The 26,617-nt window shown below is 33.1% G+C and carries 22 protein-coding genes; 13 read left to right on the forward strand and 9 right to left on the reverse strand.

What is annotated here, in order from left to right; genetic code table 11:
- Window positions 1–22: 22 nt before the first annotated feature.
- Window positions 23–6,220: an alpha-2-macroglobulin family protein gene (locus AC2H4K_RS11555; RefSeq protein WP_493742421.1), complete on the reverse strand. Its 6,198-nt coding sequence runs from the start codon at window positions 6,218–6,220 to the stop codon at window positions 23–25.
- A gap of 154 nt (window positions 6,221–6,374) precedes the next feature.
- On the opposite strand from AC2H4K_RS11555, the gene AC2H4K_RS11560 reads away from it, so the two are divergent.
- From AC2H4K_RS11560 to AC2H4K_RS11585, 6 genes are all read left to right on the forward strand, one after another.
- Window positions 6,375–7,325, forward strand: coding sequence for a tetratricopeptide repeat protein (locus AC2H4K_RS11560; protein ID WP_493742422.1), 951 nt, complete (start codon window positions 6,375–6,377; stop codon window positions 7,323–7,325).
- Between the two features lie 118 nt (window positions 7,326–7,443).
- On the forward strand, window positions 7,444–8,124 hold the full coding sequence (locus tag AC2H4K_RS11565; protein WP_281141540.1) for a TetR/AcrR family transcriptional regulator: 681 nt from the start codon (window positions 7,444–7,446) through the stop codon (window positions 8,122–8,124).
- A complete protein-coding gene (locus AC2H4K_RS11570) occupies window positions 8,121–9,782 on the forward strand; it encodes a peptidase domain-containing ABC transporter (protein ID WP_493742423.1) in 1,662 nt (553 codons plus the stop codon). The genes AC2H4K_RS11565 and AC2H4K_RS11570 overlap by 4 nt, the downstream gene beginning before the upstream one ends.
- Window positions 9,783–9,794: 12 nt before the next feature.
- Window positions 9,795–11,156 (forward strand): HlyD family secretion protein, encoded by a 1,362-nt coding sequence (locus tag AC2H4K_RS11575; protein WP_281141538.1) that lies wholly within the window; start codon window positions 9,795–9,797, stop codon window positions 11,154–11,156.
- Window positions 11,153–12,562: a TolC family protein gene (locus AC2H4K_RS11580; protein WP_281141537.1), complete on the forward strand. Its 1,410-nt coding sequence runs from the start codon at window positions 11,153–11,155 to the stop codon at window positions 12,560–12,562. The genes AC2H4K_RS11575 and AC2H4K_RS11580 overlap by 4 nt, the downstream gene beginning before the upstream one ends.
- Window positions 12,563–12,833: 271 nt before the next feature.
- Window positions 12,834–14,186, forward strand: a complete 1,353-nt coding sequence (locus tag AC2H4K_RS11585; RefSeq protein ID WP_281141536.1) for a UDP-N-acetylmuramate--L-alanine ligase — start codon at window positions 12,834–12,836, stop codon at window positions 14,184–14,186.
- A 50-nt stretch (window positions 14,187–14,236) separates the two neighbouring features.
- Here AC2H4K_RS11585 and AC2H4K_RS11590 read toward each other — a convergent pair whose 3' ends face one another.
- The 3 genes from AC2H4K_RS11590 to AC2H4K_RS11600 all read right to left on the reverse strand — a co-directional run bounded on the left by AC2H4K_RS11590 (window position 14,237) and on the right by AC2H4K_RS11600 (window position 15,929).
- Window positions 14,237–14,677, reverse strand: coding sequence for a hypothetical protein (locus tag AC2H4K_RS11590; protein WP_281141535.1), 441 nt, complete (start codon window positions 14,675–14,677; stop codon window positions 14,237–14,239).
- Window positions 14,674–15,234: a hypothetical protein gene (locus tag AC2H4K_RS11595; RefSeq protein WP_281141534.1), complete on the reverse strand. Its 561-nt coding sequence runs from the start codon at window positions 15,232–15,234 to the stop codon at window positions 14,674–14,676. Before AC2H4K_RS11595 ends, AC2H4K_RS11590 begins: the two co-directional genes overlap by 4 nt.
- Before the next feature lie 431 nt (window positions 15,235–15,665).
- Window positions 15,666–15,929, reverse strand: coding sequence for a hypothetical protein (locus tag AC2H4K_RS11600; protein ID WP_281141533.1), 264 nt, complete (start codon window positions 15,927–15,929; stop codon window positions 15,666–15,668).
- 106 nt (window positions 15,930–16,035) lie between these two features.
- Between AC2H4K_RS11600 and AC2H4K_RS11605 the strand changes: the two genes are divergently transcribed.
- Both AC2H4K_RS11605 and AC2H4K_RS11610 read left to right on the forward strand, forming a co-directional pair.
- Window positions 16,036–16,626 (forward strand): hypothetical protein, encoded by a 591-nt coding sequence (locus AC2H4K_RS11605; protein ID WP_493742424.1) that lies wholly within the window; start codon window positions 16,036–16,038, stop codon window positions 16,624–16,626.
- Window positions 16,592–16,885, forward strand: coding sequence for a hypothetical protein (locus AC2H4K_RS11610; RefSeq protein WP_493742425.1), 294 nt, complete (start codon window positions 16,592–16,594; stop codon window positions 16,883–16,885). Before AC2H4K_RS11605 ends, AC2H4K_RS11610 begins: the two co-directional genes overlap by 35 nt.
- 3 nt (window positions 16,886–16,888) lie before the next feature.
- On the opposite strand, the gene AC2H4K_RS11615 is transcribed toward AC2H4K_RS11610, so the two are convergent.
- The 4 genes from AC2H4K_RS11615 to AC2H4K_RS11630 form a co-directional block, all read right to left on the reverse strand.
- Window positions 16,889–18,733, reverse strand: coding sequence for a PLP-dependent aminotransferase family protein (locus AC2H4K_RS11615; RefSeq protein ID WP_281141531.1), 1,845 nt, complete (start codon window positions 18,731–18,733; stop codon window positions 16,889–16,891).
- Window positions 18,734–18,918: 185 nt separating this feature from the next.
- A complete protein-coding gene (locus AC2H4K_RS11620; RefSeq protein ID WP_281141530.1) occupies window positions 18,919–19,608 on the reverse strand; it encodes a hypothetical protein in 690 nt (229 codons plus the stop codon).
- Window positions 19,609–19,691: 83 nt separating this feature from the next.
- Window positions 19,692–20,282 (reverse strand): FMN-binding negative transcriptional regulator, encoded by a 591-nt coding sequence (locus AC2H4K_RS11625; protein ID WP_281141529.1) that lies wholly within the window; start codon window positions 20,280–20,282, stop codon window positions 19,692–19,694.
- 94 nt (window positions 20,283–20,376) lie between these two features.
- A complete protein-coding gene (locus AC2H4K_RS11630) occupies window positions 20,377–20,829 on the reverse strand; it encodes a DUF1569 domain-containing protein (protein ID WP_281141528.1) in 453 nt (150 codons plus the stop codon).
- Window positions 20,830–20,892: 63 nt separating this feature from the next.
- Here AC2H4K_RS11630 and radC point away from each other — a divergent pair, with 63 nt between their 5' ends.
- From radC to AC2H4K_RS11650, 4 genes are read left to right on the forward strand one after another with little or no spacing between them, the layout of a single operon-like run.
- Window positions 20,893–21,591 carry a RadC family protein gene (radC, locus tag AC2H4K_RS11635; protein WP_281141527.1) on the forward strand — a complete coding sequence of 233 codons (699 nt, stop codon included), beginning with the start codon at window positions 20,893–20,895 and terminating at the stop codon, window positions 21,589–21,591.
- 43 nt (window positions 21,592–21,634) lie between these two features.
- The gene (locus tag AC2H4K_RS11640; RefSeq protein WP_281141526.1) at window positions 21,635–22,930 is read left to right on the forward strand and encodes a polysaccharide deacetylase family protein; all 1,296 of its coding nucleotides are present in this window, start codon (window positions 21,635–21,637) and stop codon (window positions 22,928–22,930) included.
- Window positions 22,927–23,613 (forward strand): YjjG family noncanonical pyrimidine nucleotidase, encoded by a 687-nt coding sequence (locus AC2H4K_RS11645; protein ID WP_281141525.1) that lies wholly within the window; start codon window positions 22,927–22,929, stop codon window positions 23,611–23,613. Before AC2H4K_RS11640 ends, AC2H4K_RS11645 begins: the two co-directional genes overlap by 4 nt.
- A 10-nt stretch (window positions 23,614–23,623) precedes the next feature.
- On the forward strand, window positions 23,624–24,433 hold the full coding sequence (locus AC2H4K_RS11650; RefSeq protein ID WP_281141524.1) for a hypothetical protein: 810 nt from the start codon (window positions 23,624–23,626) through the stop codon (window positions 24,431–24,433).
- A gap of 38 nt (window positions 24,434–24,471) precedes the next feature.
- Here AC2H4K_RS11650 and AC2H4K_RS11655 read toward each other — a convergent pair whose 3' ends face one another.
- Window positions 24,472–25,749, reverse strand: a complete 1,278-nt coding sequence (locus AC2H4K_RS11655) for a replication-associated recombination protein A (RefSeq protein ID WP_281141523.1) — start codon at window positions 25,747–25,749, stop codon at window positions 24,472–24,474.
- A 110-nt stretch (window positions 25,750–25,859) separates the two neighbouring features.
- Between AC2H4K_RS11655 and AC2H4K_RS11660 the strand changes: the two genes are divergently transcribed.
- Window positions 25,860–26,612: a rhomboid family intramembrane serine protease gene (locus AC2H4K_RS11660; RefSeq protein ID WP_281141522.1), complete on the forward strand. Its 753-nt coding sequence runs from the start codon at window positions 25,860–25,862 to the stop codon at window positions 26,610–26,612.
- Window positions 26,613–26,617: the final 5 nt, after the last annotated feature.

A 26,617-nucleotide genomic window follows, 5' to 3' on the forward strand; every position in this document is an offset into this window, starting at 1 on the left:
AGCGAGAAGCGAGAAGAAAAAACTAATCAACTTTAACTCTCACACCCTCACTATGGCTACTAAATTCAGGTGCATACATTGACTGAATCGTGCTAATGCCATTACTCATATCTCCAGCATTATTTACGCGTAAATCATATTCAAACACATAAACGCCTTTAGGTAAATAATCCATAAAGAAGTTTGTCGCAGCATCTTTAGTGCTTTCGTAATAGCCTAAACCATCTTGCCATTTGTATTGTGATAACACGTTGATAGGTTCAAAACCTGCGGCACGCATATCTTTTAAATGTACAAATTCCATATCTCTATCTGAACGTAATTCAATACGAACGCGAACTAGATCACCAACATTCAATTTAGTGTCTTTAGTTATTTCTGAAATTTCTTCACCTGTGTCAGTATTCGATTTTAAGAATAGTTTTTTACTTAACTTTAATGGTGTCTCAGCTGAAGTAATCTTATCTAAATCTTCAAAATATTGCCAGTATAAAGCTCCCCAAGCAATACCATCTCCTTTTTTAGAAATAGTAACATTGGCTTGTTCTGCTGTAATTTCTTTGCCTGTCCACGAAGTTTTGTAATAGCCTGTACCAGCTTCAACATTTACATTATCTAATGTTGAAGGGTTTATAATTTCGTTACCGACTTTTACGTCAACCATTTCAGTGACATCTAACCAAGAACTACCTTGAAGCAATAAGGCATAAACAGCTTCTGTGGTTGCTTTGGTGGTTTCCCACTTATTGGTTTGCTTGTTTTTAAGAAGCCAGATTTTTAGGTTGTCAACGATTGTGGTGGTTTCTTTTTGAGCTTCGACTGCGCTCAGCGTGACATCGTAACTACCAACTCCAACTTCTGAAAACGCTTCAACTAAAAGTGACTGTGTTTCAATAGGTGCTTGGTGCCAGTACCAAGAACTCGTGTTCGCTTTCCAGTACATACCTAATTCGTCTGAGGTAATGCTATTTTCTTTAAGTGATTTTAAAATCTTTGCTGCTGTGGTATCATCATTCATTCTGTGAAGCGTTAAGGTCATTAAACCTTTGGCATATAACGAACGTTTTAACCAATACTTCTGCATCTGAGATTTGTAGTAATCCATTATAGTTTCTACTTCTTGTGAAGCTTTTACTTCAGGGTAAAAACTACGTATATACATATAGTGCAGTTGCGTGTAAGACAAATGGTCTTTGCTTAAATCAGCATCCTTATTATATTTTTTAATGTCTTTATATTCTTTTACGAATTCTGCATCTAGATATTGAATGGCGTTTTTAATCATACTGTTTTCAGAAGAGCCTTCGACTGCGCTCAGGCTGACACCTAATTTGTTTAGATGTCCAAAACCTGAAATAATATGTTGCGTGATAAAACGATTAGCATAACCTCCATTAAACCAGGGCCAAGCACCAGATGGTAACTGGTTTTGTTTCAGTTTTCGCAATGCTGAATTGAGTTCGTTATTCATTTTATTAAGATCGAATAACAAGCCAATACGCTTTTTCTGCTCAGTTTCAGATTGTGCATCTCGTAACCAAGGTGTTTCTTGAATTAAAAGTGATTTTAATTCTTGATTTTTCTCAAGGTTAGAAAGTAATGCATCTGAGGATTTCCATTGATTGAAGACTGCTTCAATCTTAGGGTTAGAGCTTACAATATGCTGTGCTAAAGCATTGGCATAATATCTTGAAAACGTTTGCTCGTTACAATCGTATGGATATTCCATTAAATAAGGCAAGGCTTGTACAGCATACCACGCAGGATTGGACGTCATCTCTAAAGTTAACTTATGATTGGTTAACGTCGTTGAGGTGTTGTCTTTTAGTTTGTCTAACGTAAACGTCTTCGTTTCGTTTGAACGTATCCACATTGATAGCGTTTCGGTTACCAACATTCTGTTGGATAAGACTGGTAAAGCGTTTTGCTCACCATCGCTAAAATCATCTGACTTTGCAATAATTTGGTATTGTACTGCTTGTAAGTCTTTTGGAATTGCTAGTGACCAAGAAACTTGGGTGTTGCCTTCTCCTCCTACCTCGAAGTTCTTGGTCGCTGAGGCACTCAAAGCGACATCGCTCTTAGTGCCTTCGAGAACCTCAGGCACCAGCAAGTTTGCGGATATATCTTCTCCTGTAATAGGATTGGTTAATATGAGTTGTGCAACTCCAGACAATTCCTTCTCAGTAAGATTAGCAATTTTTGTGCTTATGGTAATCTGGTCACCTTCACGTAAAAAACGTGGTGCGTTTGGTATCACCATCAACTCTTTTTGAGTCACCGTTTCTAATTGTATTACTGCACTTTCTAAATTTTTGGTATGTGCTAATAATTGCAATTTCCATTTGGTTAAGGCTTCTGGTGCTTTAAAGTTGAAACTTACATTACCATCTTCATCGGTTTGTAATTGTGGAAAGAAAAAAGCGGTTTCGTTGAGGTTTTTGCGGATTTGGATAGAGCCAGAACCTAAATTTTCCTTTTCTTTTTCAATTCTTTTAGCAATAATTGCTCCTCCACTTTGTTCAGTAACACTATTAAAAACAAGAGTTTTTTTTGAATCAGAAACCATAAAACCAATTCCCAAATCAGTTTCTTGAACTTCCATATTGCCAACCTTGTCTTCTGTAACAATTAAATGTTCTTCTGGTGTGTCTTTATACTTTTCATATTTTAATCCAGGCGCATTTGAAAGAAGTCTTCTTATTCTCGAGCTTCCGTAGCCAAAATACAAACCAAACCAATTCAACTGATCAAAATTCTGTTGTGGGTAACTCAGTGTATTGTTAAAGCGATTAAACAATCTAAAGTTGCTTGCGCCAAAACTTTCAGAAGCATTTTTATTTGTATTACTGTAATAGGTTGGATTTGAGATTGGGTTGAAATTCCAATTATGTGCTCTAAACTCATCTAAAGAGGCATCGTACATACTTGCTAAAAGTTCAGCAGAAACTTTATCTCCTTTTGGACCTTTGATTTTAAAACTCCAGGTTTCATTTTGTCCTGGTTGTAGCTTATCTCTAAAAGTTGTAGTTTCAATTTCTAAATCGGTCTTCGGATATGGTACGTTAATTTTAAGACTTTGAGAAACAAAAGCATTAAAAGCCGCAAAGCTAATATGCACTTCAAAACCACCTAAATCACCATCTAAAACAGGAATAGGAATTACCGTTTTTGAGTTGCTTAGCCTCACCAATTGGGTAGAAATAATTTTATGGTTTTTCTCAATATCAACTGTTATTGTAATGTCTGTTGCAGCCGAGCCTAAGGTTAACTTAGCAATATCTCCAGTTTTATAATTGTTTTTATCTAATGAAGTTTCAAATAATTGGTTATCGGCTACGGTTTTATCGTCGTTACTATATAATGTAGTGTAAACTTCATCTTTAACCTCTTGCCCGAATTTATCCTTGCTTTCAGCAACAATAATATATTTTCCTGAATCCCATTTTTTCAATTTCTTTAATGTGATGATTTTACTGGTTTCGGTATTGAAATCTGTACTAAAAACTTCTTCTCCCTTTTTCCAATTTTGCACAAGTTGCTCATTGGAGTAAGCATCATGAGGAAATAAACTTTTAAATTCTTCTTCAGAAATCACTTGATAATCTGGAGCTTTCCATGGTCTCGCTCTAAGAACATAATCAGGTGCTTCAAGCTTGTAAATTTTTAAGGTTCCTTTTGCTGGTGCTTCTTCACCATTCAAATTTTTTGAGTTCAGTGAGATTTCAATCTCTTTTTTAGATTTGTCAATAGTTGTAGGTGAAGCAATTTGCAAAGTCATGGCATGATAACCTACATTAACCACTGTTGTGGCTGTACGTGTTTCTCCGTTAACGTCTGTGATATCTGCGGTAACTTCATAATTGAAAATTGGAAGGTTGTCTTTTGAAACACTCTCGTCTGGTAGAGCTTTAAAGGTGATTTCAAATTCTCCCTTATCATTAGTTATACCTTCGCCAAAAGTGATTTCCTGTGCTTCTGAATTGTAATAATTTGGGCGTCTCCAATACCACCAATCAGGATATCGTACTTGACGCTTTACACGATACACTACTTTGGCATCTGTAATATTGCTACCGGCAAATGCAATGGCTTTTCCTTTTACGGTAATACTGTCGTTAACTTTATACGTTTCAGTAATGGGTTGAAATTCTGGTTTAAACTTTGGACGCTTATATTCTTCAACAGAAAAATAGGTAGCTGTTACTTTTCCTCTTCCAAATTCAATATAGTATTGTCCTGTAAGTCCATCATTCGGTAAAATAAACTCACCTGCTGCAGAACCAAAATCATTGGTTTGGAGTTGTAATTCTTTTATTAGCTGTCTGTTGTTATTGTATAAGCGAACATCTACTTCTTTATTTGGTGTTACAGTAGTTTTGTTATTTTCTGTTTTTATGGTAATACCTTTAAAGTATACGGTTTGGCCAGGTCTATAAATACTACGGTCTGTAAATAAAAACACGTTGTGTTCGGTGTCGTTATCTTCTGTTCTATCATAATAGCGATAGATGTAATAGTTGCCAAAATAGCCTTCTTCGTTATTGAAGTTTGCAATTATTGATACATTCCTTAGTGTGTTATCATCCTTTTGAAAACTGAATTTACCATAGCGATTTGTAGTAAACGTTTTGGTTACGGTTTTATCTCTATTGGTAACATAAGTTAGTTTTATGTTGGCATCAACAATTGGTTTGCCATTATTTCTATCAATCAATTGAAAGCTTTGAGTATTGTTAGCGCTACTTTCAATCAAAGCGAAATCAGTAATCTGTATTTGAGATACAGCAAAAGCATTCTGCTTTGAGTCGGTTTCTGCTTTTATAAGGTAAAGTCCGTTTTCTAATTTTGGTATGATGATTTCTGTACTGTGATATTGGTAATCACTTTCGTTTTTTAGTGGGCTTTCAAAAGTTTTAAAAACATTGAGTTTATTTAGAATATTTTCTTTTTTGTCAGTGTCGTATGTAGTGTTGAAATCTCTGAGTTGTTTTTGGGAAACCTTATAAATCTTAAAATTTAGGTTGTTGAGGTTTTTGTAATTCACTTTTAAAAGTGAAGACGAATTGATTGTAATAAAGCGTTCAGCAACCAAATTAATACTCGGTTTTAGAATCTCTTCTTTTAAAACTTTACACTTTTCAGCACCTTCGCTTTTTGGGAAATCTTGGATAACTTTGTTGCATAATTCTAGAGCATCTTTCAGCTCCCATCGGAAATTTTCTTCTTTTTCATTAGCGTTGGCGTTATAAGTATCACCTTGATTTTTATAAAGTGAAGCAATTTCAAAATTATAAAGTGCAGAAACTGATGAAGCTTTCAATTCTTCTACTTTCTTTTCTAAAGTTTGAAGAAGCAATGCTTCCTTATTCTGGATTGTAGCATTTTGAAAAACAAAATTTAAGCGTTCAATATCAACAATAGCAAAGGCTTTTGAAGATTTATCTTTCTCATGAAATTTTAATAGATTTTGGTAAACCTTCAAGGCGTTTAGTTGAAGTGAAGTAGAGTCTTTAGAGTTGATCTTAGAGTCGATAAACTTTTCGCCATCTGATAAATATTCAGGTTGGTCTATTTTGAATTGGTATGCAGGTTTTGTAATACTGTTTTCATCCGTTTTATAAAATTCAAGAGCATTGTGGCTTAGCAAATCAAACAAAGTCGGTCTATAGGTTTTAGACTCCTTAGCTTCATTTAATAGTAAGCTATAGTTTTCAAGTGACTCTTGCTGTAATAAAGACCTGTTCTCTAAAGATTTTTGATAATAGATATGGATTTCATTAAACAGTGTTTCTAAGTCCCAAGTTCTAAAATCACCACTAAGTTTACTTTCAGTTTTTGTTCTGTTGTAAAATTTATAGCGGTTTTGTTGAAAATATTGCCAGTACATTGTAGCTAACATATTTTCTAAAAGACTTTTGGTTACAATAGCTTCAGAGGTTTCAATTTCTTTTTTGAAAAGCGAAACAATATTAAGTTGTGCATCTTCTTCAAGAATAAGCATATACTTACTTTTATGCAAAAGCGCCTTAATTTGTTGTTGCTTGTTTTTGGTTTTAAGTGCATCTTGGTATATGGTTTCAACCAATTCAGAAGCACTTTTTGTTAAACCTTCTTTCTCAAGTTTTACAACATTCTCCCACTGATTTTCATAATCATTTTGGGCATTAGAAAAAGAAGCGAAGCATATAAGCATGAATATAGGTATGTAGTTTTTCATCCGTTTTATTTTTTCTACAAAGTACCTTCAAAAGGTATTCCAAAAGTAGAGGGAACTCGTTAAGTATCAATTTGAATGAGTGAAGTTAAACAATTTGTTAGGGAACAGGAACGTTATTATGTTGTATTTTTGCTAAATATACAGACCGTTTTTTATGAGGCATTTTTTCTTATTTTTTTTTATTTCTTCGCTTGGATTTTCACAATCATCTATAGAAAAAGCTAAAACCTATATTGACCAAAAAGACTACAAGAAAGCGGAACAAGAAATGGAGGCTTATTTGGAGGCCAATAAAAAAGATGATGAAGGCATAGAACTATTGGGTGATATTTATGGACATCAAAAAAAATGGGATAAGGCTATAGAGCAATATGAAAAATTAAAGAAAAGTTACCCTAACAATGCTAATTACCAATACAAATACGGAGGAGCGTTAGGTATGAAAGCTTTAAGTGTAAGTAAATTTAGAGCTTTAGGCTTAATTGGAGATGTAAAAGATGCATTTCATAAAGCTGCGGATTTAGACCCTAATCATATAGATACACGTTGGGCTTTGGTAGAATTATATGTCTCTTTGCCAGGTATCGTTGGTGGCAGTTTTTCTAAGGCTTTAAAATATGCAGAAGAACTAGAAAATTTATCAGAAGTAGATGGCTATTTGGCTAAGGGTTATGTTTATAAAGCTGATGATGAGCCAGAACTAGCTGAAAAATACTATAAACTAGCAGTGAAAATAGGAGGTTCAGTAACTTGTTATGAAAAGTTAATCAACTTTTATGAATCTCAAGAACTACCTGAAAAAGCTATACATACCATAGAGGAGGCTCAAAAAAAACATCAAAACAATGTATTTTATTATCAATTGGGTAAGATCTGTGCAGATTACAATATACAATTAGATAAAGGTGAAAAGCACATAAAAACCTTTCTATCAAACTACTCTGTTAAAGACGGAGTGCAAAAAAAGTGGGCCTATTATAAACTGGCTCAAGTCTATAAACACCGCAATAATAAAAGTGAAGCTTTACAGTGGATTAATAAAGCCATATCCGCTTCTTCTGAAGAAATATTTCTAGAAGAGAAAGCAAAAATTGAGGCACTTTAATTAAAAGGTTATTTTAATGTTAAGTCTTATGCTGTCAAGCTTTTTGATGGCATAATTTTTTGTTAAAAATTTTACCCTGATAGTAATACTATTAAATTTGCAATCAAATGTTTTAAAAATGATAAATCTGCTATCAAATTTAAAAATTTCGGTACCTGAAAAACTGTTTTTAAAAGACCCAGAATCTTCTGACTTGGGGAAAAGAATTATTGAAAACAGTATTCTTTTAATCGATGAAATTGGTTTTGATCATTTTACCTTTAAAAAATTAGGTGCCAAAATCGGATCTAACGAAAGTTCTATATATCGCTATTTTGAAAGTAAGCATAAACTGTTGTTATATCTAACTTCTTGGTATTGGGCTTGGGTAGAGTACCAATTGGTTTTTGCAACTCATAGTATATCTGATGACGAAGAAAAATTACTTAGGGCTATTGAAATAGTTACACAAACTATAGAAGAGGATATGACCTATTCGCACGTTAACGAAGTAGTTTTAAATAGAATTGTAATTAATGAGTATTCAAAATCGTACCTAACAAAGGAGGTGGATAATGAAAATAAAGATGGCTATTTTGTAGTGTACAAAAGTTTGGTGACTAGAATTAAGGAAATGATTTTAAATATCAATCCAGATTATGAATATCCTTCAAGTTTAGCTAGTACTATAGTAGGTGGATCGTTACACCAGCATTTTTTGAAAGCACATTTTGAATCTATTACAGATTGCCATACGGACAATTGTCCTACCCAATTTTTCAAAGATTTAGTTATTAAAACTATTAATAAAAGTATATGACCGAACAAAAATCAGGAATGTCTCCATGGGAGAGACTTATTGGACTATTAAAACTTGAAAAGAGAGACATTTTTCAAGTTGTATATTATGCCATTTTTTCGGGACTATTGGGCTTAACTCTCCCTTTAGGAGTACAGGCAATAATAAACTTAATTCAAGGAGCTCAAGTTAGTACCTCATGGATTGTCCTTGTTGTTTTGGTTACAACAGGTGTAGCGTTTGTAGGTGTTTTACAGGTTATGCAGTTGAGAATGATTGAAACCATTCAGCAGCGAATTTTTACCAGAGCATCTTTTGAATTCACATACCGTTTTCCAAAGATTAAGATGAACGAGTTGCGTAATTACTATCCACCAGAATTAGCTAACCGTTTTTTCGATACATTAACAATTCAAAAAGGTTTGGCTAAGTTGTTAATCGATATTCCTGCAGCTGTGCTTCAAATTATATTTGCATTAATTCTATTATCGTTTTATCATCCATTTTTTATAGCCTTTGGAATTCTTCTACTACTTCTAATTTATATAGTTTTCAAGTTCACAGCAAGGAAAGGATTAGAAACAAGTATAAAAGAGTCTAAGCACAAATACCGAGTAGCACACTGGATAGAGGAGATTGCCAGAACAGTAGTGAGTTTTAAACTATCGGGTAAAACCAACTTAGGTATGAAAAAAAGTGACGATATCGTAAATAGTTATCTAGAAGCTAGAGAAGGGCACTTTAAAATACTAGTGCTGCAGTTTATTCAGATGATTGGTTTTAAAGTTATCGTAACGGCTAGTTTACTATTGATAGGTGGTTTACTTGTATTAAATCAAGAAATGAATATTGGCCAGTTTGTCGCAGCAGAAATTATCATCTTACTAGTCATAGCTTCGGTTGAAAAATTAATCCTTGGTTTAGAGTCTTTTTACGATGTGCTGACATCTCTCGAGAAAATGGGAGAGGTGGTAGATAAAGAATTAGAATCTCAGGAAGGTGATAAACCAGAGTTTAAAGATGATTTTGTATTGGAGTTAGATAAGGCTACCTATAGTGTGCCGAATAGACAACAACCAATTCTAAAAAACATCTCTTTAAAAATAAAACCAAAGAGTAGAATGCTGATTAAAGGTGAGAGTGGTTCCGGAAAATCTACTTTACTTATGCTTTTGGGAGGTGTTGTAGAACCAACAAAAGGAAATATTTATTTGGACAAGTTTATGTTAAGTAACATAAATCTTAATCATTACAGATCACATCTAGGGTTGGCACTTTCAGAAGAAACAACTTTTGAAGCTACTATTAGGGAAAATATCACATTTGCAAATTCAGAGGTGTCTGACGAAGAATTAATGTGGGCTGTAGAGAAAGTAGGACTATATCAATTTGTAAAAGAAAGTCGAAAAGGTTTAAATACTATTCTTCATCCTGCTGGAAATCAGATTCCATATACCATTACTAGAAAAATTGTTTTAGCGAGAGCAATTGTAGGGAAACCAAAGATTCTAATTCTCGAAGATCCACTAGAGCAATTAGAAAAGTCAGAAGCTGATAGAATTATTAAATTTTTATTAGACAAATCTAATCCTTGGGCATTAGTTGTTGTTAGTAAAAGTAATGACTGGTCTTCAGGTTGTTCAGAGATTATCACGTTAAAGGAAGGTGAAATAATTTAAAGAAAGTAAAGGATGCTAAATATATCACAAAACCAACTTAATAAAACTGTTGACATAAAGTCCTCAAAATCGGGTCAACGTGTTTTTCATGGGAGGTATTATAAATACTTTAACCGTTTTTTGGGAGCCTTTGCCATTGTTGGGATTATTATACTTTTTCTTCCTTGGACTCAAAATATAACAGGAAGAGGTAATGTTACCACATTAACACCAGATGAACGACCGCAAACCATTCAATCACCAATTCCAGGTAGAATAGAAAAATGGTTCGTTAGGGAAGGAGATTTTGTATCTAAAGGAGATACTATTCTTCAAATTTCTGAGGTGAAAAGTGAATATTTTGACCCTAATCTTGTTGAAAGAACAGAACAACAACGAAATGCAAAAGCGCAATCTGTAGGGTCTTATGCGGAAAAAGTAAAAGCGCTAGATCGTCAAATAAGTGCTTTAATAAATGAACGTTCTTTAAAATTAGAGCAAGCCCAAAATAAATTAACTCAAGCTAGACTAAAAGTAAAGAGTGATAGTATTGATTTAGAGGCAGCAAAAACTAATATTAGCATTGCTCAAAGACAGTACGATCGTACTGTAACCTTACAGCAGGAAGGATTTAAGGCTGTAAAAGATGTAGAGGAAAAACGTTTAAAACTTCAAGAAACACAAGCGAAATTAATTTCTCAGGAAAACAAACTGCTTGCAAGTAAAAATGAAGTGATAAATGCACAGGTAGAATTATCACGATTGGGCGCAGAGTATGCAGATAAAATTTCAAAAGCGCAAAGTGAAAAGTTTACGGCACAATCTACTCAGTTTGATACGGAAGCTCAGGTATCTAAATTGGATAATCAATATTCCAATTATCAAATCAGGAATGATTTACGTTTTGTCAGAGCACCTTACGATGGTTATATTAATAAAGCATTGAGAGTTGGTATAGGGCAAACCTTTAAGGAAGGTGAAGCATTGGTAGGTATTATGCCTGCAAGAGCGAGCTTAGCTGTAGAAACTTATGTGGAACCAATAGATTTACCACTAATTCATATAGGTGAAAAAGTAAGAGTTCAGTTTGATGGTTGGCCAGTAATTGTTTTTAGCGGTTGGCCTAATGTATCTTATGGAACTTATGGTGCCAAGGTTGTTGCCGTTGAGAATTTTATTAGTCCAAATGGAAAGTTTAGAGTGCTTTTAGCACCTGATGAAGAAGATCATAAATGGCCAGAAGAGATTAGAGCAGGTTCTGGTGCTTATACGATGGCATTGTTAGAAGATGTTCCGATTTGGTTCGAATTATGGAGGCAGCTCAACGGATTCCCGCCAAATTATTATCAGCCAGATACAGCCAATACAGCTAAAACAACTACAGAAAAGAAATGATAAGACCTTTAGCCATAATTATATTTTTTGGTAATTTCTTAATTGGGTTTTCTCAGAATAGTCCATTAGATGATAATGTGCTTCGGTTTGATGAATACTTAGGTTATGTCAAAAAATTTCATCCAGTAGTGAAACAAGCGCAATTGGTGATAGATGAAAGCCAAGCAAAACTCATGAAATCTCGTGGAGCATTCGATCCAAAGGTTGAAGTCGATTATAGCCGAAAGAAGTTTGGGAATACTGAGTACTATGATAAGCTAAACGGAATGTTCAAAATACCCACTTGGTTTGGTGTAGAACTTAAAGCAAAATTTGAAGACAATTCGGGTTATTATTTAAATCCAGAATCTACAGTTCCAGAAGATGGTTTGTTTAGTGCTGGCTTTTCAGTACCTATAGGTCAAGGTTTATTTATTAATAACCGAATGGCCTCGTTAAAGCAAGCCAAATTATATAGAGAGCAGGCCAAAGCCGATAGAGATATCTATGTCAATAACATATTATATGAAGCTTCTCTTGTTTATTTTAAATGGCTTCAAGCGTATAATGAACTGCTGTTGTTTCAAAATTTCTTAGCTAATGCCGAATTGCGTTATGAAGGTATTGCTAAAGGTGTTGAAGTTGGTGAAAATGCTGAAATTGAAGCCACAGAAGCGCGAATAGCCGTTAGCAATAGAAAGCTTGGATTAGAGCAATCTAGAGTGAAATTGATGAAGGCCGCTTTAGAATTATCTAACTTTTTATGGTTAGAAAATAACATTCCTGTAGAGTTGCAACCAGAAGTTATTCCAGATATCAATGCAGAAGCAACTATTGATGCTACTTTTGATATTAATACATTACAGACAGAAGAGCAAGAATTGGCTGCACATCCAAAAATGCAATCTTTAGATTATAAACTTCAGGGTTTGGAAGTTGATAGAAGGCTTAAAGCAAATAAATTATTGCCAAAAATAAGTTTAGAATACAATTTCCTAACAGAAACTCCAGATGAGGTTAATACCTTAAATACTGAAGATTATAAAAGCGGTTTAAACATTAGTTTGCCTTTATTCCTTAGAAAAGAACGTGGAGATTTAAAATTGGCAAAAATAAAACAACAAGATGCAGAGTTTGAAATTGATGCTACACGTGTTACTCTTCGAAATAAAATTAATGCTATAAAACAAGAGTTAGAATCCTACGTTACCCAAACTGAAATAACAACAGAAATGGTATCAGATTACCAAATGATGCTACAAGCAGAGGAGCGTAAGTTTCAATTGGGTGAAAGTTCTCTGTTTTTAGTAAATTCTCGTGAGTCTAAACTTATTGACGGACAGTTAAAGGCTATTGAACTTCAGAACAAATTCTTTAGTACAAAAGCAAAGTTGTTTAATAGTTTGGCGGTAAATCCAGATCTTTAGTCTCCAGTCTCCAGTCTCCAGTCTCCAGTCTCCAGTCTCTAGTTCGTCAGTTCGAGTGATTTGTGAAGAATGAGCAAATTGTATCGAGAACTTTTAATCATATTCACGATGTAAATTCTATTCATTTAAATCATAGAATTCACTTGAATTGATGCTTTATGTTAAATTATTTTTTTCAGTTAAAGATTTGACTTTTGTTGAAAATAGTATGTTCTTGATTTTTCTCATCGCTCTACTCTAATATCTCTTTTCTATAATTTATATTTGTTGTATGAACGTACATTTTATAGCTATAGGTGGTGCTGCTATGCACAATTTGGCGTTAGCGCTACACAACAAAGGATATAACGTTACAGGGAGTGACGATGAGATTTTTAATCCTTCAAAATCTAGACTTGAAGCCAAAGGTCTTTTGCCTGAAACTTTTGGTTGGTTTCCAGAAAAAATCACTTCAGATTTAGATGCTGTAGTTTTGGGTATGCATGCTAAAGCAGACAATCCAGAGCTATTAAAAGCGCAAGATTTAAGTTTGAAAATTTATAGCTATCCAGAGTTTTTGTACGAACAATCCAAAGACAAAACCAGAGTAGTTATTGGTGGAAGTCATGGTAAAACCACCATTACGTCTATGATTTTGCACGTTATGCATTATCACGATAGAGATGTGGATTATATGGTTGGGGCTCAGCTTGAAGGTTTTGATGTGATGGTAAAACTTACCGAAGACAATGATTTTATCGTTTTAGAAGGTGATGAGTATTTGAGTTCGCCAATAGACAGACGACCAAAGTTCCATCTTTATAAACCTAATATTGCGTTGTTAAGTGGTATTGCTTGGGATCATATTAATGTTTTTCCGACCTATGAAAACTATGTGGAGCAATTCAAAATCTTTGTAGATTCAATTGTTAGAGGTGGAAGTATTAATTACAATGAAGAAGATGCAGAAGTAAAGCGCGTCGTTGAAGCTTCAGAAAATCAAATCCGTAAAATTCCGTATTACACACCAGAATATACTGTTGAAGATGGAGAAACTTTATTGGAAACTCCTGAAGGTCCTATGCCAATTGAAATTTTCGGTGCTCATAATTTAAATAACCTTGCTGGTGCTAAATGGATTTGTCAGCATATGGGTATTGATGAAGACGATTTTTATGAAGCTATTTCTACATTCAAAGGTGCAAGCAAACGTTTAGAAAAAATTGCAGAAACTTCAAAAAGCGTGGCTTATAAAGATTTTGCACATTCACCAAGTAAAGTAGAAGCCACAACAAAAGCGGTAAAAGCACAATATAGTGACAGAACTTTAGTAGCGTGTTTAGAATTACACACTTATAGCAGTCTCAATGCTGAATTTTTAAAAGAATACAAAGGTGCGTTAGACGCTGCTGATGTAGCCGTAGTTTTCTACTCTCCACATGCCGTAGAAATTAAAAAATTAGATGAAGTCACGCATGATCAAATCGCCAATGCTTTTGAACGTGATGATTTAATTATTTATACCAATCCAGATGACTTTAAGGAGTTTTTGTTTTCTCAAAACTTTGATGACAAATCCTTGCTCTTAATGAGTTCAGGTAATTATGGTGGTTTAGATTTTGATGAAGTAAAGGGATTGTTTTAAAACTAATTTCACACAGCGCATAGCCGAAGTGTTATTTTAGAATCTTGAAATTATTCTTTATTCAGAATCTTTTTTATAAAGCTAGTTACTTGCTGTTTGGTTTCATTGGTTTTAGAAATAAATACTACAAATCCCATACTTGCAAGCAAAGCAATAAAAGCCATAGTTCCCAAAGCTCCACCATAGCCTTCAAAAACTTCATTTTTGTTGATATAGATAATAGTGAACAAAATGCCAGCAAGTGCAATAGTTTTTTGGTTAGCCACTGTTTTTGAAGATACCATACCAATGAATGATGTACCAACAAAAACAATAGGAATATGCTTTGTTAAATATGGATTAAGTAATTCAGGAAAACAATAAAAAAACAAACCAACAATTAATGAAAGTAGAGCAGAGGCTCTAACGGCTCCTTGCTTTTTGTTCTCGCTAATGTAGAAGGTTAAGACGGCTCCTAAAATACCTGTAATTATAAGGATAAAAGTATTCATGCAACGAGCCAATAAATTAAGGATGATAAAATAACACCACCAAAAGCCATTGTGCCGAGTTTACCACCAACACCTAAGTAAAGATTTTTGGAAACCATCAATAACAAACCAGCTAAACATCCAGCTGCAAAAACAAATAGTATAGATGGTGAGGTTTCAACACTAGACATCCCAACAAAAGCACCACAATATATACTTACAGGTATCTGTTTTAGATATAGGGAATCTTTATTTATGACTGGTAAAAATGAAGCGCTAGTACCAACTATACCAGCTGCGAGTATGCTACCTAAACCACAGGTTACATTTAGAATGTAACACAGCACAGCACCAACAGGAACCCAAAGTACATAAGATAACTTCTCGTAAGCAAAATCTTCATGATGAAGATCTAAGTATTTGTAGCCAAATACCATTATTAGAATAATTAAAACAGCTGTGATAACAAATGCTAGGTTGGTCTCTAGATGAGTTCTAATGATCATGGTTAAGAGTGTTATTTTAATAAACAACACTGTGATAATCATAAACAATCGAAGCGCTTTATGTTTTTTCAATAGATTTTTTAATGCTTTAATAATTCATCTGTGTATAATACAAATGAAAGCGCAAAGTTCTGAGAAATAATTTAAGAACCCAAGATATTATTAGTAATAACTAGCTCTGGTCTGATTTTTATTGAGTTATGAGTTAAATAACATGTTTGATATACTGAAGCAATTTTGAAATATTCTTTTGTATAAGTAACAAAGTATTAATTCCAAAGACTTATTTTTAGAGGTATGTCAATAATGAAGTTCAATCATCTTTTTTACGATTCCAATATAAATTTTAGATCAATTTCTATTAAGAAAATTGTATTGTCAATTTTACTTGGTTTAGTTTCAGCGGTGTTGCTTTATAGTTTCTTTTATGGCTTGAGAGAGACAGAACGAATAATGTTTCTAGATTTTGAGGGGAGACCAATGGTTTTATCCGAAAATGATCGTCAACTGTTTAATCTTTTTTTTGCTGCGATTTCAGTCATTTTAGGTAATTCTTTAGCTATTAATTTATTATTCTCTAGACCACAAAGTGTCTTCTCTAGACACAATAATAAGCGCAGTAGAATATTAAATGATAATACATTTTTGGGTTTTAATTTTATCCATTGGTTTGCAAAAGTTTGGTTTTTGTTTGCTACATTTTCTTCTTCATTTATAGGTTCTAAATTCATAACCAATTTTTTGTGGCCATCAATTTTTTTGATCATTGTACTCTATTTAGATGCTTGGAAAACACTTAGCTTAGTCATAAAAAATAATAGACTAAAAATTATAGTCATTCATTTCTGCTCATTTGTTTTATTATCATTTTGTTTGAGTAGACTTAATGTAATTGACTATAAATCTTTAGATAAAGCTGCTTATAGAACACGCCCAAATATCGATGTACCACGCAGTGACTTTAGTGATGAACCATACGAAAGGCGATATTATAATTATCTCGTTTTTAAAATAGACTTTGACTCACATGGTAATATTCAGTTGCTTAATGAGCAATACGAACCAATAGAGTTAAGCGATGCATATAATTATGTAAATAATATGAAAAACGAATTAACAGAAGCGGTGAGTTATAGGGCTGCAACAAGATTGAGAGCAAATAAATCTATTCCGATACGTTATGTAAAGGAGTTTGAGTTTGAGCTATTTAAATATGGGCAAACTAAAATTATTTATGAAGTTCAAAATGATGACGATTTAACAAAGCGATTTTATAACAATCAGATAAAGAATTATATTTCACCATCACTTCATGAGACTTTCCCGAGAAAACCTTACGATCCTTCTAGTGTGCCTTTTTTTGATAGCTATAAAAGGCGTGTATTCTCAGATACTATACGTGTTGATGTCGGAAAGAATATTATGATTAATGGAAATAGTAGCCTTGAAGGATTTAGTGGATAAATTTAAAGACTTTGTTAATTCATCTACGATTTTTGAGTATGTACACACAGATAAGACATCATATCAAAATTATATTGACGTGTTATCTGCTCATAAAAAAGCAATTAAGCAATTAAAGGTTAGAGATTCAAAATATGATTATGATGAAATGATGTTTCAAATTCATCGTAATCAATTTAGTAGAGATACAATTCTTAATAATGAAAGAGATCGTTTAAGAAAAAAATATCCCATTCTTATTGTAGAAAAGTTTGAGTAAATCTTAAATGTCATCAACAAAATCCAAAAACACAGATTTATGCTTTTCCAAATCTAAATCTGGAGATACTGAAACACGAGCAATATAGTCTTTGTCACCTTCTTTTGTAGTACCCTGGGTTGAGGTCGCAGGAACTGTCCAATAACAACCTTTAAGTTGTCCGTAACTTACGCAGTATTTGCTTTCATTAGGTATTTCAGTTATCATTTGGTTGATAAGCTTAAGATTTAAAGCACGTTTATAAGCTTCACGTTCTTCGCTAGTGTTTCCTTTTGTTGGTAGATCTAATGAGAATACAGAAGGTGTAAATCCTTGATTGGCTAAGTCTTCCGAAACAAAATTTATTTTAGCTTCTGGCAATACCTCATGAATATAGTTTACAAAATCTCTAGTGTTTTTATAAGCTTCAGCAATACGAGTAAGCATAGAAGGCAACTGTTCTGCTAAAATTTGGTACTGTAAGCCTGTCGCTTCATTATCGGAAATTTCTAGATGTGTTGCAATTGGCTGAATTAAATATTCGGCTTTAGCATTAGCTACACAATAGCCAGCGGTACATTTTCCACCACTTGGAAATTTTGAACCACTCACATAAGCAATAGTTTTTACATCAGACAAAATACCGTCGTTAGCTAAAAATTGCACATTAGGACAAAATGTTTGATCTAAAATAAATACTGGTGCTATGGCATCTTGATTGTTTTTGGTCTTCCTCTTTTTTGTTAAAGCAGCTTTAAGCTGTTCTAAATTAGGAACTTCTACTCGTGGATTTGTTGGGATTTCGGCAATAATGTATGGTACGGCATCTTCATTAGCGATTTGGGTTAAAACACGCTCAACGCTATTTACCATATCATTGTCACCATCTACAGGTAAATCTACAATATCAACATTATCTGAACATGCGGCTACACGTCTAGCTTGGTCGTTAGTTCCACCATAACAGTTTGGTGGCACTACAAATTTTATAGCTTTTCCTGGATGTTGTTTTTGGGCATTATCCACTAATCCCATCATAATAGCGTATTGCATAGACAAACCGCTAGATGCTACTAGAGCTTCACCAGATGTAGCATTGATATTATTAATAATTGAAGTCACTTCGGTTTTGTGATTTTTGACTTCATTAGTTGTCATTGAAATAGCTTTTTGCTCAGTGAAAGCTTCTAAGGCTACAAGACAATTGGCAGGTGTCATAGCAATAGTTTCACGACGTCTTACATGTTGTATATCTGAAATAAAGCTATTTTTTGTTTCAGCCGAAACCAAAAGAACACTACCTAAGCCTTCAAAAAGATTTACATAAAAATCGATATGTTTATGTTGGAGGTTAGTTTCAATGCTTTTCTGTTTTGAGATAAGAATTGTAGTGCCTTCAAAAGCTTCAACAGTCTCTAAATTTTCAATTTGTTCAACTTCAAAGTTGTAGTTGTAAACCGATTTTAAAAGATCAGAATTAAATCCTTTTGGTAAAGTATCAGTATATAAAATTTTGGTAGCTCTGTTTTCCAAAAGATTGGTACGTAAAATTGCCAACAAAGGCATAGTTTCTGAAGAGAAGCTAATAACATTTTCGGCATTTAAGTTATTGAGTTTACCAATAGTCCATTCTAGGATTGAAGATAACGGATGACCTAACCTGATATAATCGTAAGCTGTTGGTAATTCACTTAGTGATTTGTTGCTAGAATCGTTGGATTCGTAAAGACTTTCAAACTGTGTTATAAACTGCGTTTTAGCTAATTTTTCATTATAAATATCCAAACGATGAGTAGTTAATTTTAACCAATCGTTAGGCATATTTTGGATAGTATCTTTTATGTAATTCAGCATTTGAAAATCGTGCATGTGTTCAATAATTTTAGGCTTGCAAAGATACATTAGTTGATAGTTCTTTGAAACCTTACAACTTGTTTTATTGGTATTGGTTTGTAATAAAGGGGTTGTGTTTTAGGTAAGAATAATATTAGCTTATTGAATGCTTTCAAAGTTTAAAAAACAATTAAAGAATAAAAAAGTAAGTACTCATGAAATTATAATTCACCACCAACTATTGGGTTTGTATTTGATATAATAAAGATTTTGTCGAAATTTAAGTCAAAATCGATACTATTTCTTAATTGTTTTAATTCCGATTTACTCAATCCATTTCCAATGTTATCAATTAGGGCTAACCACCAAATATCGTAATCAGATCTAAATGGTTGAACTTTTTCTTTCTTTTCTTTAACTATTAGTTTTAAGCTATTATAGATATTATTTAAAACAAAACCACCTTCATTAAAATCAGTAGATGAACCAAAATGATACTGAACATCTAATTTTTTCTCAGATGGAAAAATATCTATTTCTAAATTATCAGTGATTTTATATGCTTTAGGTATTCCCATATTTAATGAGTGAGATTTCAAAATTGAATTTATTTTTTCTTTTATTTCCTTATTATATTTTATTGGTCTCAAGTATGTGATACCTATGAATGCAGAGCTTTTATGAGAACCGTCACCATAAGACTCTATTTGATTAATTATTCTAGGAATCAAATTATATGTTACTTTTTCTAAAGGTATATCATAATGAAATTGATTAAGTCTACGTACTTCTACTGCAATTTGATTATTAATTAAAAAGTCAGGTGTTCGATTGCCGTTAGGTTCAAATTTAATTTTTTCAAAACCTATAGATTTAAAATAAGTTTCAGCATTTTTTTCTTCTCTGTTCAAGCTTTGTTTGATTTTATTTAATAGGCTATATGTGAGTTGATTAAAATGAGCTCTTAATGAATAATAATTATATCAGGCTTAGATCAAAACACCTTATCTAAAAACACTCTAATACTATCTTGGTTGGCTTTAATCAATTCCTCACGAGCCGCTAAAATATCCTTGGGCTTTTTGTCTTGTGAGAGTTTAAACTTTCCTTCCCATTCGCTTATGGTAATTTCAAACATCTCAATGTAGTTAAGATTAGCATCTAGTCTTGGGTTGTCAGGCTCTAATGTGTACTTTGGATTTGGAGCTTCTAGAAACTCTGTCATAGTAATTAGAGATTGCTTTAAGGCTTGCTTGTCTTCAATAGCTTTTACTTTGCCTTTGAGGTGTACTCTAATATAGTTCCAAGTGGGTAATTGCGTAGTGGAGTAGATGCTTGGAGAAATATAACATTGTGGTCCATAGAAGAGGATTGTAATGTTAGTATTGTCTTTTAGCAATTTAGCTTGTGGGTTGTAAATGTCAATATGCCCAATAAGTTTTCCATCTTCAAAAATCAAAGGTAAATGTGTAACCAGAGGTTCGTTATCCTTTACGGAAATAATAGTTGCTAAAGGGTAAGTTTTAATCACGTCTATGATGTGATTTTTATCCGAATCTTGATGATGTGTTGGTGGATATTTCATGTCTTGTCATGCTGAACTTGTTTCAGCATCTCATTTATAAAAGTTTATTAAATTCAGAAACTTCACTTAGATAAACTTAGTGATGATGTTAAGTTTAAACACCAAACTGTCTAAAATGATGATCTAAATGTTTATAGGCACTTTTTCCCCATTGTTCAGCAGTAAACGTACCGAAGTAAGGATGGTCTTTAGTGGGTTCAAAATAATCTTTAGACTGACTCATTTGCTCAATCTTAGTTTTCAATTTTTCTTTTTGCGTATTGAAGTTGAAGCTATCAGTAATAATATATTCTTTTGCAGTTGGTAAGCCTTGTTTCCAAGGTTTATCGTTATAAAGACTTGGTGCAACCAGCTTAAATATACTTCTCTTTAACCAGTTTGGTTTCTCTATTTGAGATTCGCCCAATGATAATTCTATAGGTTTTGTACAGTGCTCTAGCATTTGTTCAACATTCATTTTTCCCCAGTTTGCTTTGGCATTGTCATTAAGGTTTTCTAGGCGTGACATAATTTCGTTACAAGCACTTTCTTCGAAAATAGATTTCATTTTTGATTGATTTTTAATGCATTAAATTAGATGCTTCAATGTACAATTTTTTATCTTTAGTGCATGTCGGAAAATTCAGGTTCATTCTCCATAAAAAATTGGTCACAAGATGATCAGCCAAGAGAAAAGTTAAGAGATAAAGGAAAAGCGGTTTTGAGCGATGCCGAACTCGTAGCAATTCTTATAGGTTCTGGTAGCAGAAATGAGAGTGCTGTAGATTTGTGCAAGCGTATTTTGGCGAGTGTAGATCATAACCTAAATGCACTTGGGAAGCTATCCATAAAGCAATTAATGGAATTCAAGGGTATTGGTGAAGCCAAAGCAATCACTATTGTAGCAGCTATGGAGTTGGGACGTAGACGACGACTCGAAGATGTGGTACAATTAGATAAAATTACATCTAGCCGTTCGGTTTTTGATGTAATGCAACCCATTCTTGGAGAGTTACCTCATGAAGAATTCTGGATTCTTTATCTCAATAATTCCAATAAAGTCATTCAGAAAAATCAATTAAGCAAAGGAGGAATTACCGGAACTTTGGTAGATGTTCGTTTGGTACTAAAAACGGCTTTAGAAGTTGGATCAACAGCATTGATTTTATGTCATAATCATCCTTCAGGAACTTTAAAACCAAGCGAAGCTGATAAGAATTTAACTCATAAATTAAAATTAGCAGCAGAAAGTTTAGATATTAAAGTCCTAGATCATTTAATAATTACAGAGAAAGCGTATTTTAGTTTCGCAGATGAAAATATTCTGTGATATTAAAACTTTCAACCGCTGCCAAACACCGCAAACTTAAAAGATGTTATTAGTTTACACTCATAAGATTACACCTCGTTTAACCTATACGTTTAAGCATATTTGTAAACGGATTTTGGGTATTGAAGTGAGTTTTACATCTAAAGTAGAGGATTTTATTGCGCACAATAGTCTTAAAATGTCATACGCTAAACAACCATTGAGTAATGAGTTGTTTGTAAGAAGTAATGACTTGTTGTTTGAGCAAGGTTTATCCGATTTAGATATTCACGTACAAAAATGGGGTAATACCAAAGGCTTTTTTGCTACAGGAGAGCGTAGCGATTTACCCTTTGATATTTTTGCAGCATCCTTTTATTTATTGAGCCGTTACGAAGAATATTTACCACATGTCAATGATGCTTATGGCAGGTTTATGGCTAAAGATAGTTTGGCATATAACAATAAGTTTTTAAACCAACCTGTAGTAGATATTTGGGCATATAAGCTAAGAGATGTCCTTAAGAAACGATTTCCGGATTTTGTTTTTCCAGAACGAAGCTATCAAGTAAAGCCGGTTATAGATGTGCCATCGGCTTACTATTTTAGAAAAAAAGGGTTATTGAGAACCATAGGTGGAATTTTTGGTGACTTAGGGCGTTTAAAGTTGAAACAGGTTTATCAACGTTTTTCTGTTTTAATGGGTTTTAAGCGCGATCCTTATGATACTTTCAAATGGATTATTACAAAGCAAAAACAATATGATTTTAAGTTTATAGTACTGTTTTTAATTGGAGATTATTCCACTTACGATAAAAATGTAAGTACTAACAAGAAGGAATTTGTATCGCTTATTAAGTCTGTGGCAGACTATTGTGATGTAGGTATTAAAGCATCTTATTTTTCATTAGATGACATTTCTATTTTAAAGAAAGAAAAACAAAAAATGGAATCTATTGTTAATACGGACTTAAAAGCGGTTAGACATTCATTTTCAAAACTCAATTTACCCATTTCATATAGAAATTTAATTGAGCTTGAAATTAATCAGGATTTTACAATGGGTTATGTTAATGTGCTAGGTTTTAGAGCTGGTACATGTACTCCATTTCAGTTTTACGATTTAGATTACGAAGTGCAAACACCGTTACAAATAAATCCTTATCATTGTATGGATTTTGGTTTGTTGAAATACCAATCCAAATTAGATAAAACGGAACATTTACAAAAACTCATCAATCAGGTAAAAGCTGTTGATGGCACCTTTACTCCAATTTTCCATAACTATTCTTTTAGTGATTTAGACCGTTGGAAAGGGTTTAGGTCTTTGTTTAATATGATTTTGCAGTCGGCGGAATGAGTACAAGAATAAAGCATGTTTTTTTTGATTTAGATCACACCCTTTGGGACTTTGATAAAAATTCGGGTTTAACGTTTGAAAAGATTTTTAAGTTGAATGCTATAGATGTAGAGCTCAATAGTTTTTTAAATGTTTATGAGCCAATTAATCTAAATTATTGGAAACTTTATAGGGAAGAGCGTGTTACTAAACCTCAGTTACGTTATGGTAGGTTGAAGGATGCTTTCGATCAGTTAGAGCTTGTCGTTGAAGATGATATGATTCACCATTTATCCGAAGCTTATATAGAACATTTGTCGAGTTTTAATTATTTATTTGAAGGTACTCACGAACTACTTAAATATTTAGAAGGAAAGTATGAGTTACACATCATTACAAATGGTTTTTCAGAAGCTCAAGAAAAAAAAATGATTACATCTAATATTAGAACCTATTTTAAAACCGTTACTAATTCTGAGATGGTAGGTGTAAAAAAGCCTAATCCAAAAATATTTAATTTTGCATTAGAGGTTGCTAAAGCGAAGGCTAACGAAAGTATTATGATTGGTGATAGTCTTGAGGCAGATATTGAAGGTGCTCATAAAGTAGGGATGGATACAATTCATTTCGACTATAATAATGCAAATAGCAATCACAATTACAAAAAAGTATCACATTTAAAAGCTATAGAATATCATCTATAAAAAAGAAGTTATGTTAAAAAAAATAATATTTATTGGTTCGTTTATTTTATGCTCATTATTTGCTCAGGCACAAAAAAGCATTAATGATTATAAATATATCATCGTGCCGAAATCTTTTGAGTTTTCTAAAAGTGAGGATCAATATCAGTTAAACTCTATCTTAAAATTTTTATTTAATAAATATGGTTATCAGGCTTATTTTTTAGATGAAGAATTGCCGGAAGATTTAAAGGAGGATAGGTGCTTAGCGCTAACTTCTGAGGCATCTAATGATAAAGGAGGTATGTTTACTTCTAAAATAGAGATTATTCTAAAAGATTGTTTTGGAAATAAGGTGATGACCTCCAAAGTTGGTGAGTCTCGCTTGAAAAGTTTTGATAGAGCATATAGCGAAGCGATGAGAGATGCTTTTGAGACATTCCAGGAAATAGATTATGCTTATAAACCCAAAGAAGTCAAATCTGAAATTAGTAAAACAACTGTTGTAAAAGTAGAAGAGGAGAAACAACCAGTGAAGGATGTAGAGTCCGAAGTAAAAGAAGTAAAGGTTGAAGTTGTAAAGGAGTCTAAATCTATTGTTGTTGAAAAAGGTATAGAAAATAAAAATGAAGAAATTTTTTATGCTCAGCCTAAAAATAATGGTTATCAACTAGTGGATTCTGAACCAAAAGTAGTTATGTTTTTATTGAGTACTACTGCTGAAAATGTATTTATTGTAAAAGGAAAAAGTGCTATTGTTTATAAAAGAGATGGGTTTTGGTATTATTCAGAAAACAATGGCGAGCTTCAAGAAACAAAGGTTATGAATATTAAATTTTAGTTTCCAAAACACCCAACACCCAACACCAAACACAAATATTAGTATCCATACTTGTTTTTCCAAAGTGCTTTTAGATAACTACGCTGAGCTTGTTCTCTGGAATTATTTCCTGGGTTGTATAATCTTGTGTTTTTAATCTCTTCTGGTAAAAACTCATGTTCTGCAAAGTTGTTTTCATAACTATGCGCATATTTATAATCATCTCCGTAGCCAAGTTCTTTCATTAACTTGGTAGGAGCATTTCTAATAGACATAGGAACAGGTAAATCACCAGTTTCTCTTACAATTTGTAACGCTCTGTCTATTGCTTCATAAGCTGCGTTACTTTTTGGTGAACTAGCTAAATAGGTTGCGCATTGGCTTAATATTATTCTGGACTCTGGATTACCGATGACAGATACCGCCTGAAAAGTATTGTTAGCAATGACCAAGGCGGTAGGGTTTGCGTTACCAATGTCTTCACTGGCTAAAATAAGTAGCCGTCTTGCAATGAATTTTACGTCTTCACCACCATCAATCATACGTGCTAAATAATACACTGCAGCATTTGGATCACTTCCTCTTATTGATTTTATAAAAGCAGAAATAATGTCGTAATGTTGCTCACCTGTTTTATCGTATCTAGCAGCTTTAGTTTGGACTTGTTTAGTAACCAAATCGTTAGTTATGGTAACTTTTGGGCCTTCAAACGACGTAACTAACAGTTCAAAAATATTAAGTAATTTTCTGGCATCACCACCAGAAAGTCTCAGTAAAGCTTGGGTTTCTTTTAATTCGATGTCTAATTTACTCAATACTTCATCTTCAGAAATAGCTCTTTGCAAAAGTGCTTCTAAATCATCCTTGCTAAAAGGATTTAATGTGTAAACTTGACATCTTGAAAGTAATGCCGAAATGACTTCAAAACTAGGGTTTTCCGTAGTGGCACCAATCAATGTTACCCAACCTTTCTCAACAGCTTCCAATAAAGAGTCTTGTTGCGATTTACTAAATCTATGGATCTCATCAATAAACAAAATCGGGTTTTTAGCTGTAAATAACCCTCCGCTTTTTTTTGCTTTATCAATAATGTCCCTAATATCTTTTACTCCAGAATTAATGGCACTCAACTTAAAAAATGGTCGCCCAGATTCGTTGGCAATAATATTAGCTAAAGTTGTTTTCCCTATTCCAGGTGGTCCCCAAAGAATTAATGAAGGAATAACACCACTCTTAATTTGCTGATAAAGCATACCGTTTTTTCCAACCAAATGTTGTTGGCTTAAATAATCATTGAGTGTCTTAGGACGGAGTCTTTCAGCTAGTGGAGTGTTCATAGTAGTTTGCCTTGGCGCAAAATTACGAAATGCGAATATAAAGAGCTCACTTATGACAATATTTCATAAAATTCTATTTTGGTTATAGATTTGAAGTAATGTGAAACAATATGTCGTCAGAGCAATTTAAATATTCAACAAGTGTTATTTTATACCCTGTACTTATACTGTTTACAGTTTGGTTAGTCTTTTGGTATCAAGTACGTATAGATTATGGTATTAAATCTTTCGGAATTAGACCACAAGAATTAGAAGGGTTGCTTGGCATCTTCACGAGTCCTTTTTTGCATGGTGATATTAATCATTTGTACAACAATTCTATTCCACTGTTTATACTATCCATGGCCTTATTTTATTTCTATAATAAGATAGCATGGAAAGTTATAATTTATGGTATCCTATTGTCTGGTTCATTAACATGGCTCATTGCTAACAGAGGAAATCATATAGGTGCAAGTGGATTAATCTATGTTTTGGTAAGTTTTATATTTTTCAAAGGAATTTTCGCAAAACATTATCGATTAATAGCCTTGTCTTTAATGGTGATTTTTTTATATGGAAGCATGATTTGGTATGTGTTTCCTATAAGAGATGGAATGTCTTGGGAAGGTCATTTAGGAGGTTTAATTACAGGACTAATATTTGCGTTAATTTTTAGAAAGCAAATAGCCAAACCACAACGTTATAAATGGGAAGAACCAGATTATAATGAAGAAGAAGATCCGTTTATGAAACATTTTGATGAAAACGGAAATTTTATTGAGATTTTACCTGAAGAAGATAATATAGAGGAAAATGAGTTTGACAATAATCCGCAAACAACAATCAATTATATCTTCAAAAAGTCTGAAGATAAAAGCTGATTTTT

It is taken from the genome of Winogradskyella sp. 266wxhm (assembly GCF_058964685.1).

Coding starts and splice junctions, on each gene's coding strand:
- AC2H4K_RS11610 (WP_493742425.1), top strand. CDS start 16,592: ATGGAAATAGTAGCCTTGAAGGATTTAGTGGATAAATTTAAAGACTTT.
- AC2H4K_RS11590 (WP_281141535.1), bottom strand. CDS start 14,677: ATGAATACTTTTATCCTTATAATTACAGGTATTTTAGGAGCCGTCTTA.
- AC2H4K_RS11615 (WP_281141531.1), bottom strand. CDS start 18,733: ATGCACGATTTTCAAATGCTGAATTACATAAAAGATACTATCCAAAAT.
- AC2H4K_RS11640 (WP_281141526.1), top strand. CDS start 21,635: ATGTTATTAGTTTACACTCATAAGATTACACCTCGTTTAACCTATACG.
- AC2H4K_RS11570 (WP_493742423.1), top strand. CDS start 8,121: ATGACCGAACAAAAATCAGGAATGTCTCCATGGGAGAGACTTATTGGA.
- AC2H4K_RS11625 (WP_281141529.1), bottom strand. CDS start 20,282: ATGAAATATCCACCAACACATCATCAAGATTCGGATAAAAATCACATC.
- AC2H4K_RS11585 (WP_281141536.1), top strand. CDS start 12,834: ATGAACGTACATTTTATAGCTATAGGTGGTGCTGCTATGCACAATTTG.
- radC (WP_281141527.1), top strand. CDS start 20,893: ATGTCGGAAAATTCAGGTTCATTCTCCATAAAAAATTGGTCACAAGAT.
- AC2H4K_RS11580 (WP_281141537.1), top strand. CDS start 11,153: ATGATAAGACCTTTAGCCATAATTATATTTTTTGGTAATTTCTTAATT.
- AC2H4K_RS11575 (WP_281141538.1), top strand. CDS start 9,795: ATGCTAAATATATCACAAAACCAACTTAATAAAACTGTTGACATAAAG.
- AC2H4K_RS11555 (WP_493742421.1), bottom strand. CDS start 6,220: ATGAAAAACTACATACCTATATTCATGCTTATATGCTTCGCTTCTTTT.
- AC2H4K_RS11660 (WP_281141522.1), top strand. CDS start 25,860: ATGTCGTCAGAGCAATTTAAATATTCAACAAGTGTTATTTTATACCCT.
- AC2H4K_RS11650 (WP_281141524.1), top strand. CDS start 23,624: ATGTTAAAAAAAATAATATTTATTGGTTCGTTTATTTTATGCTCATTA.
- AC2H4K_RS11645 (WP_281141525.1), top strand. CDS start 22,927: ATGAGTACAAGAATAAAGCATGTTTTTTTTGATTTAGATCACACCCTT.
- AC2H4K_RS11565 (WP_281141540.1), top strand. CDS start 7,444: ATGATAAATCTGCTATCAAATTTAAAAATTTCGGTACCTGAAAAACTG.
- AC2H4K_RS11655 (WP_281141523.1), bottom strand. CDS start 25,749: ATGAACACTCCACTAGCTGAAAGACTCCGTCCTAAGACACTCAATGAT.
- AC2H4K_RS11560 (WP_493742422.1), top strand. CDS start 6,375: ATGAGGCATTTTTTCTTATTTTTTTTTATTTCTTCGCTTGGATTTTCA.
- AC2H4K_RS11600 (WP_281141533.1), bottom strand. CDS start 15,929: ATGATCAAAAAAATTGATGGCCACAAAAAATTGGTTATGAATTTAGAA.
- AC2H4K_RS11630 (WP_281141528.1), bottom strand. CDS start 20,829: ATGAAATCTATTTTCGAAGAAAGTGCTTGTAACGAAATTATGTCACGC.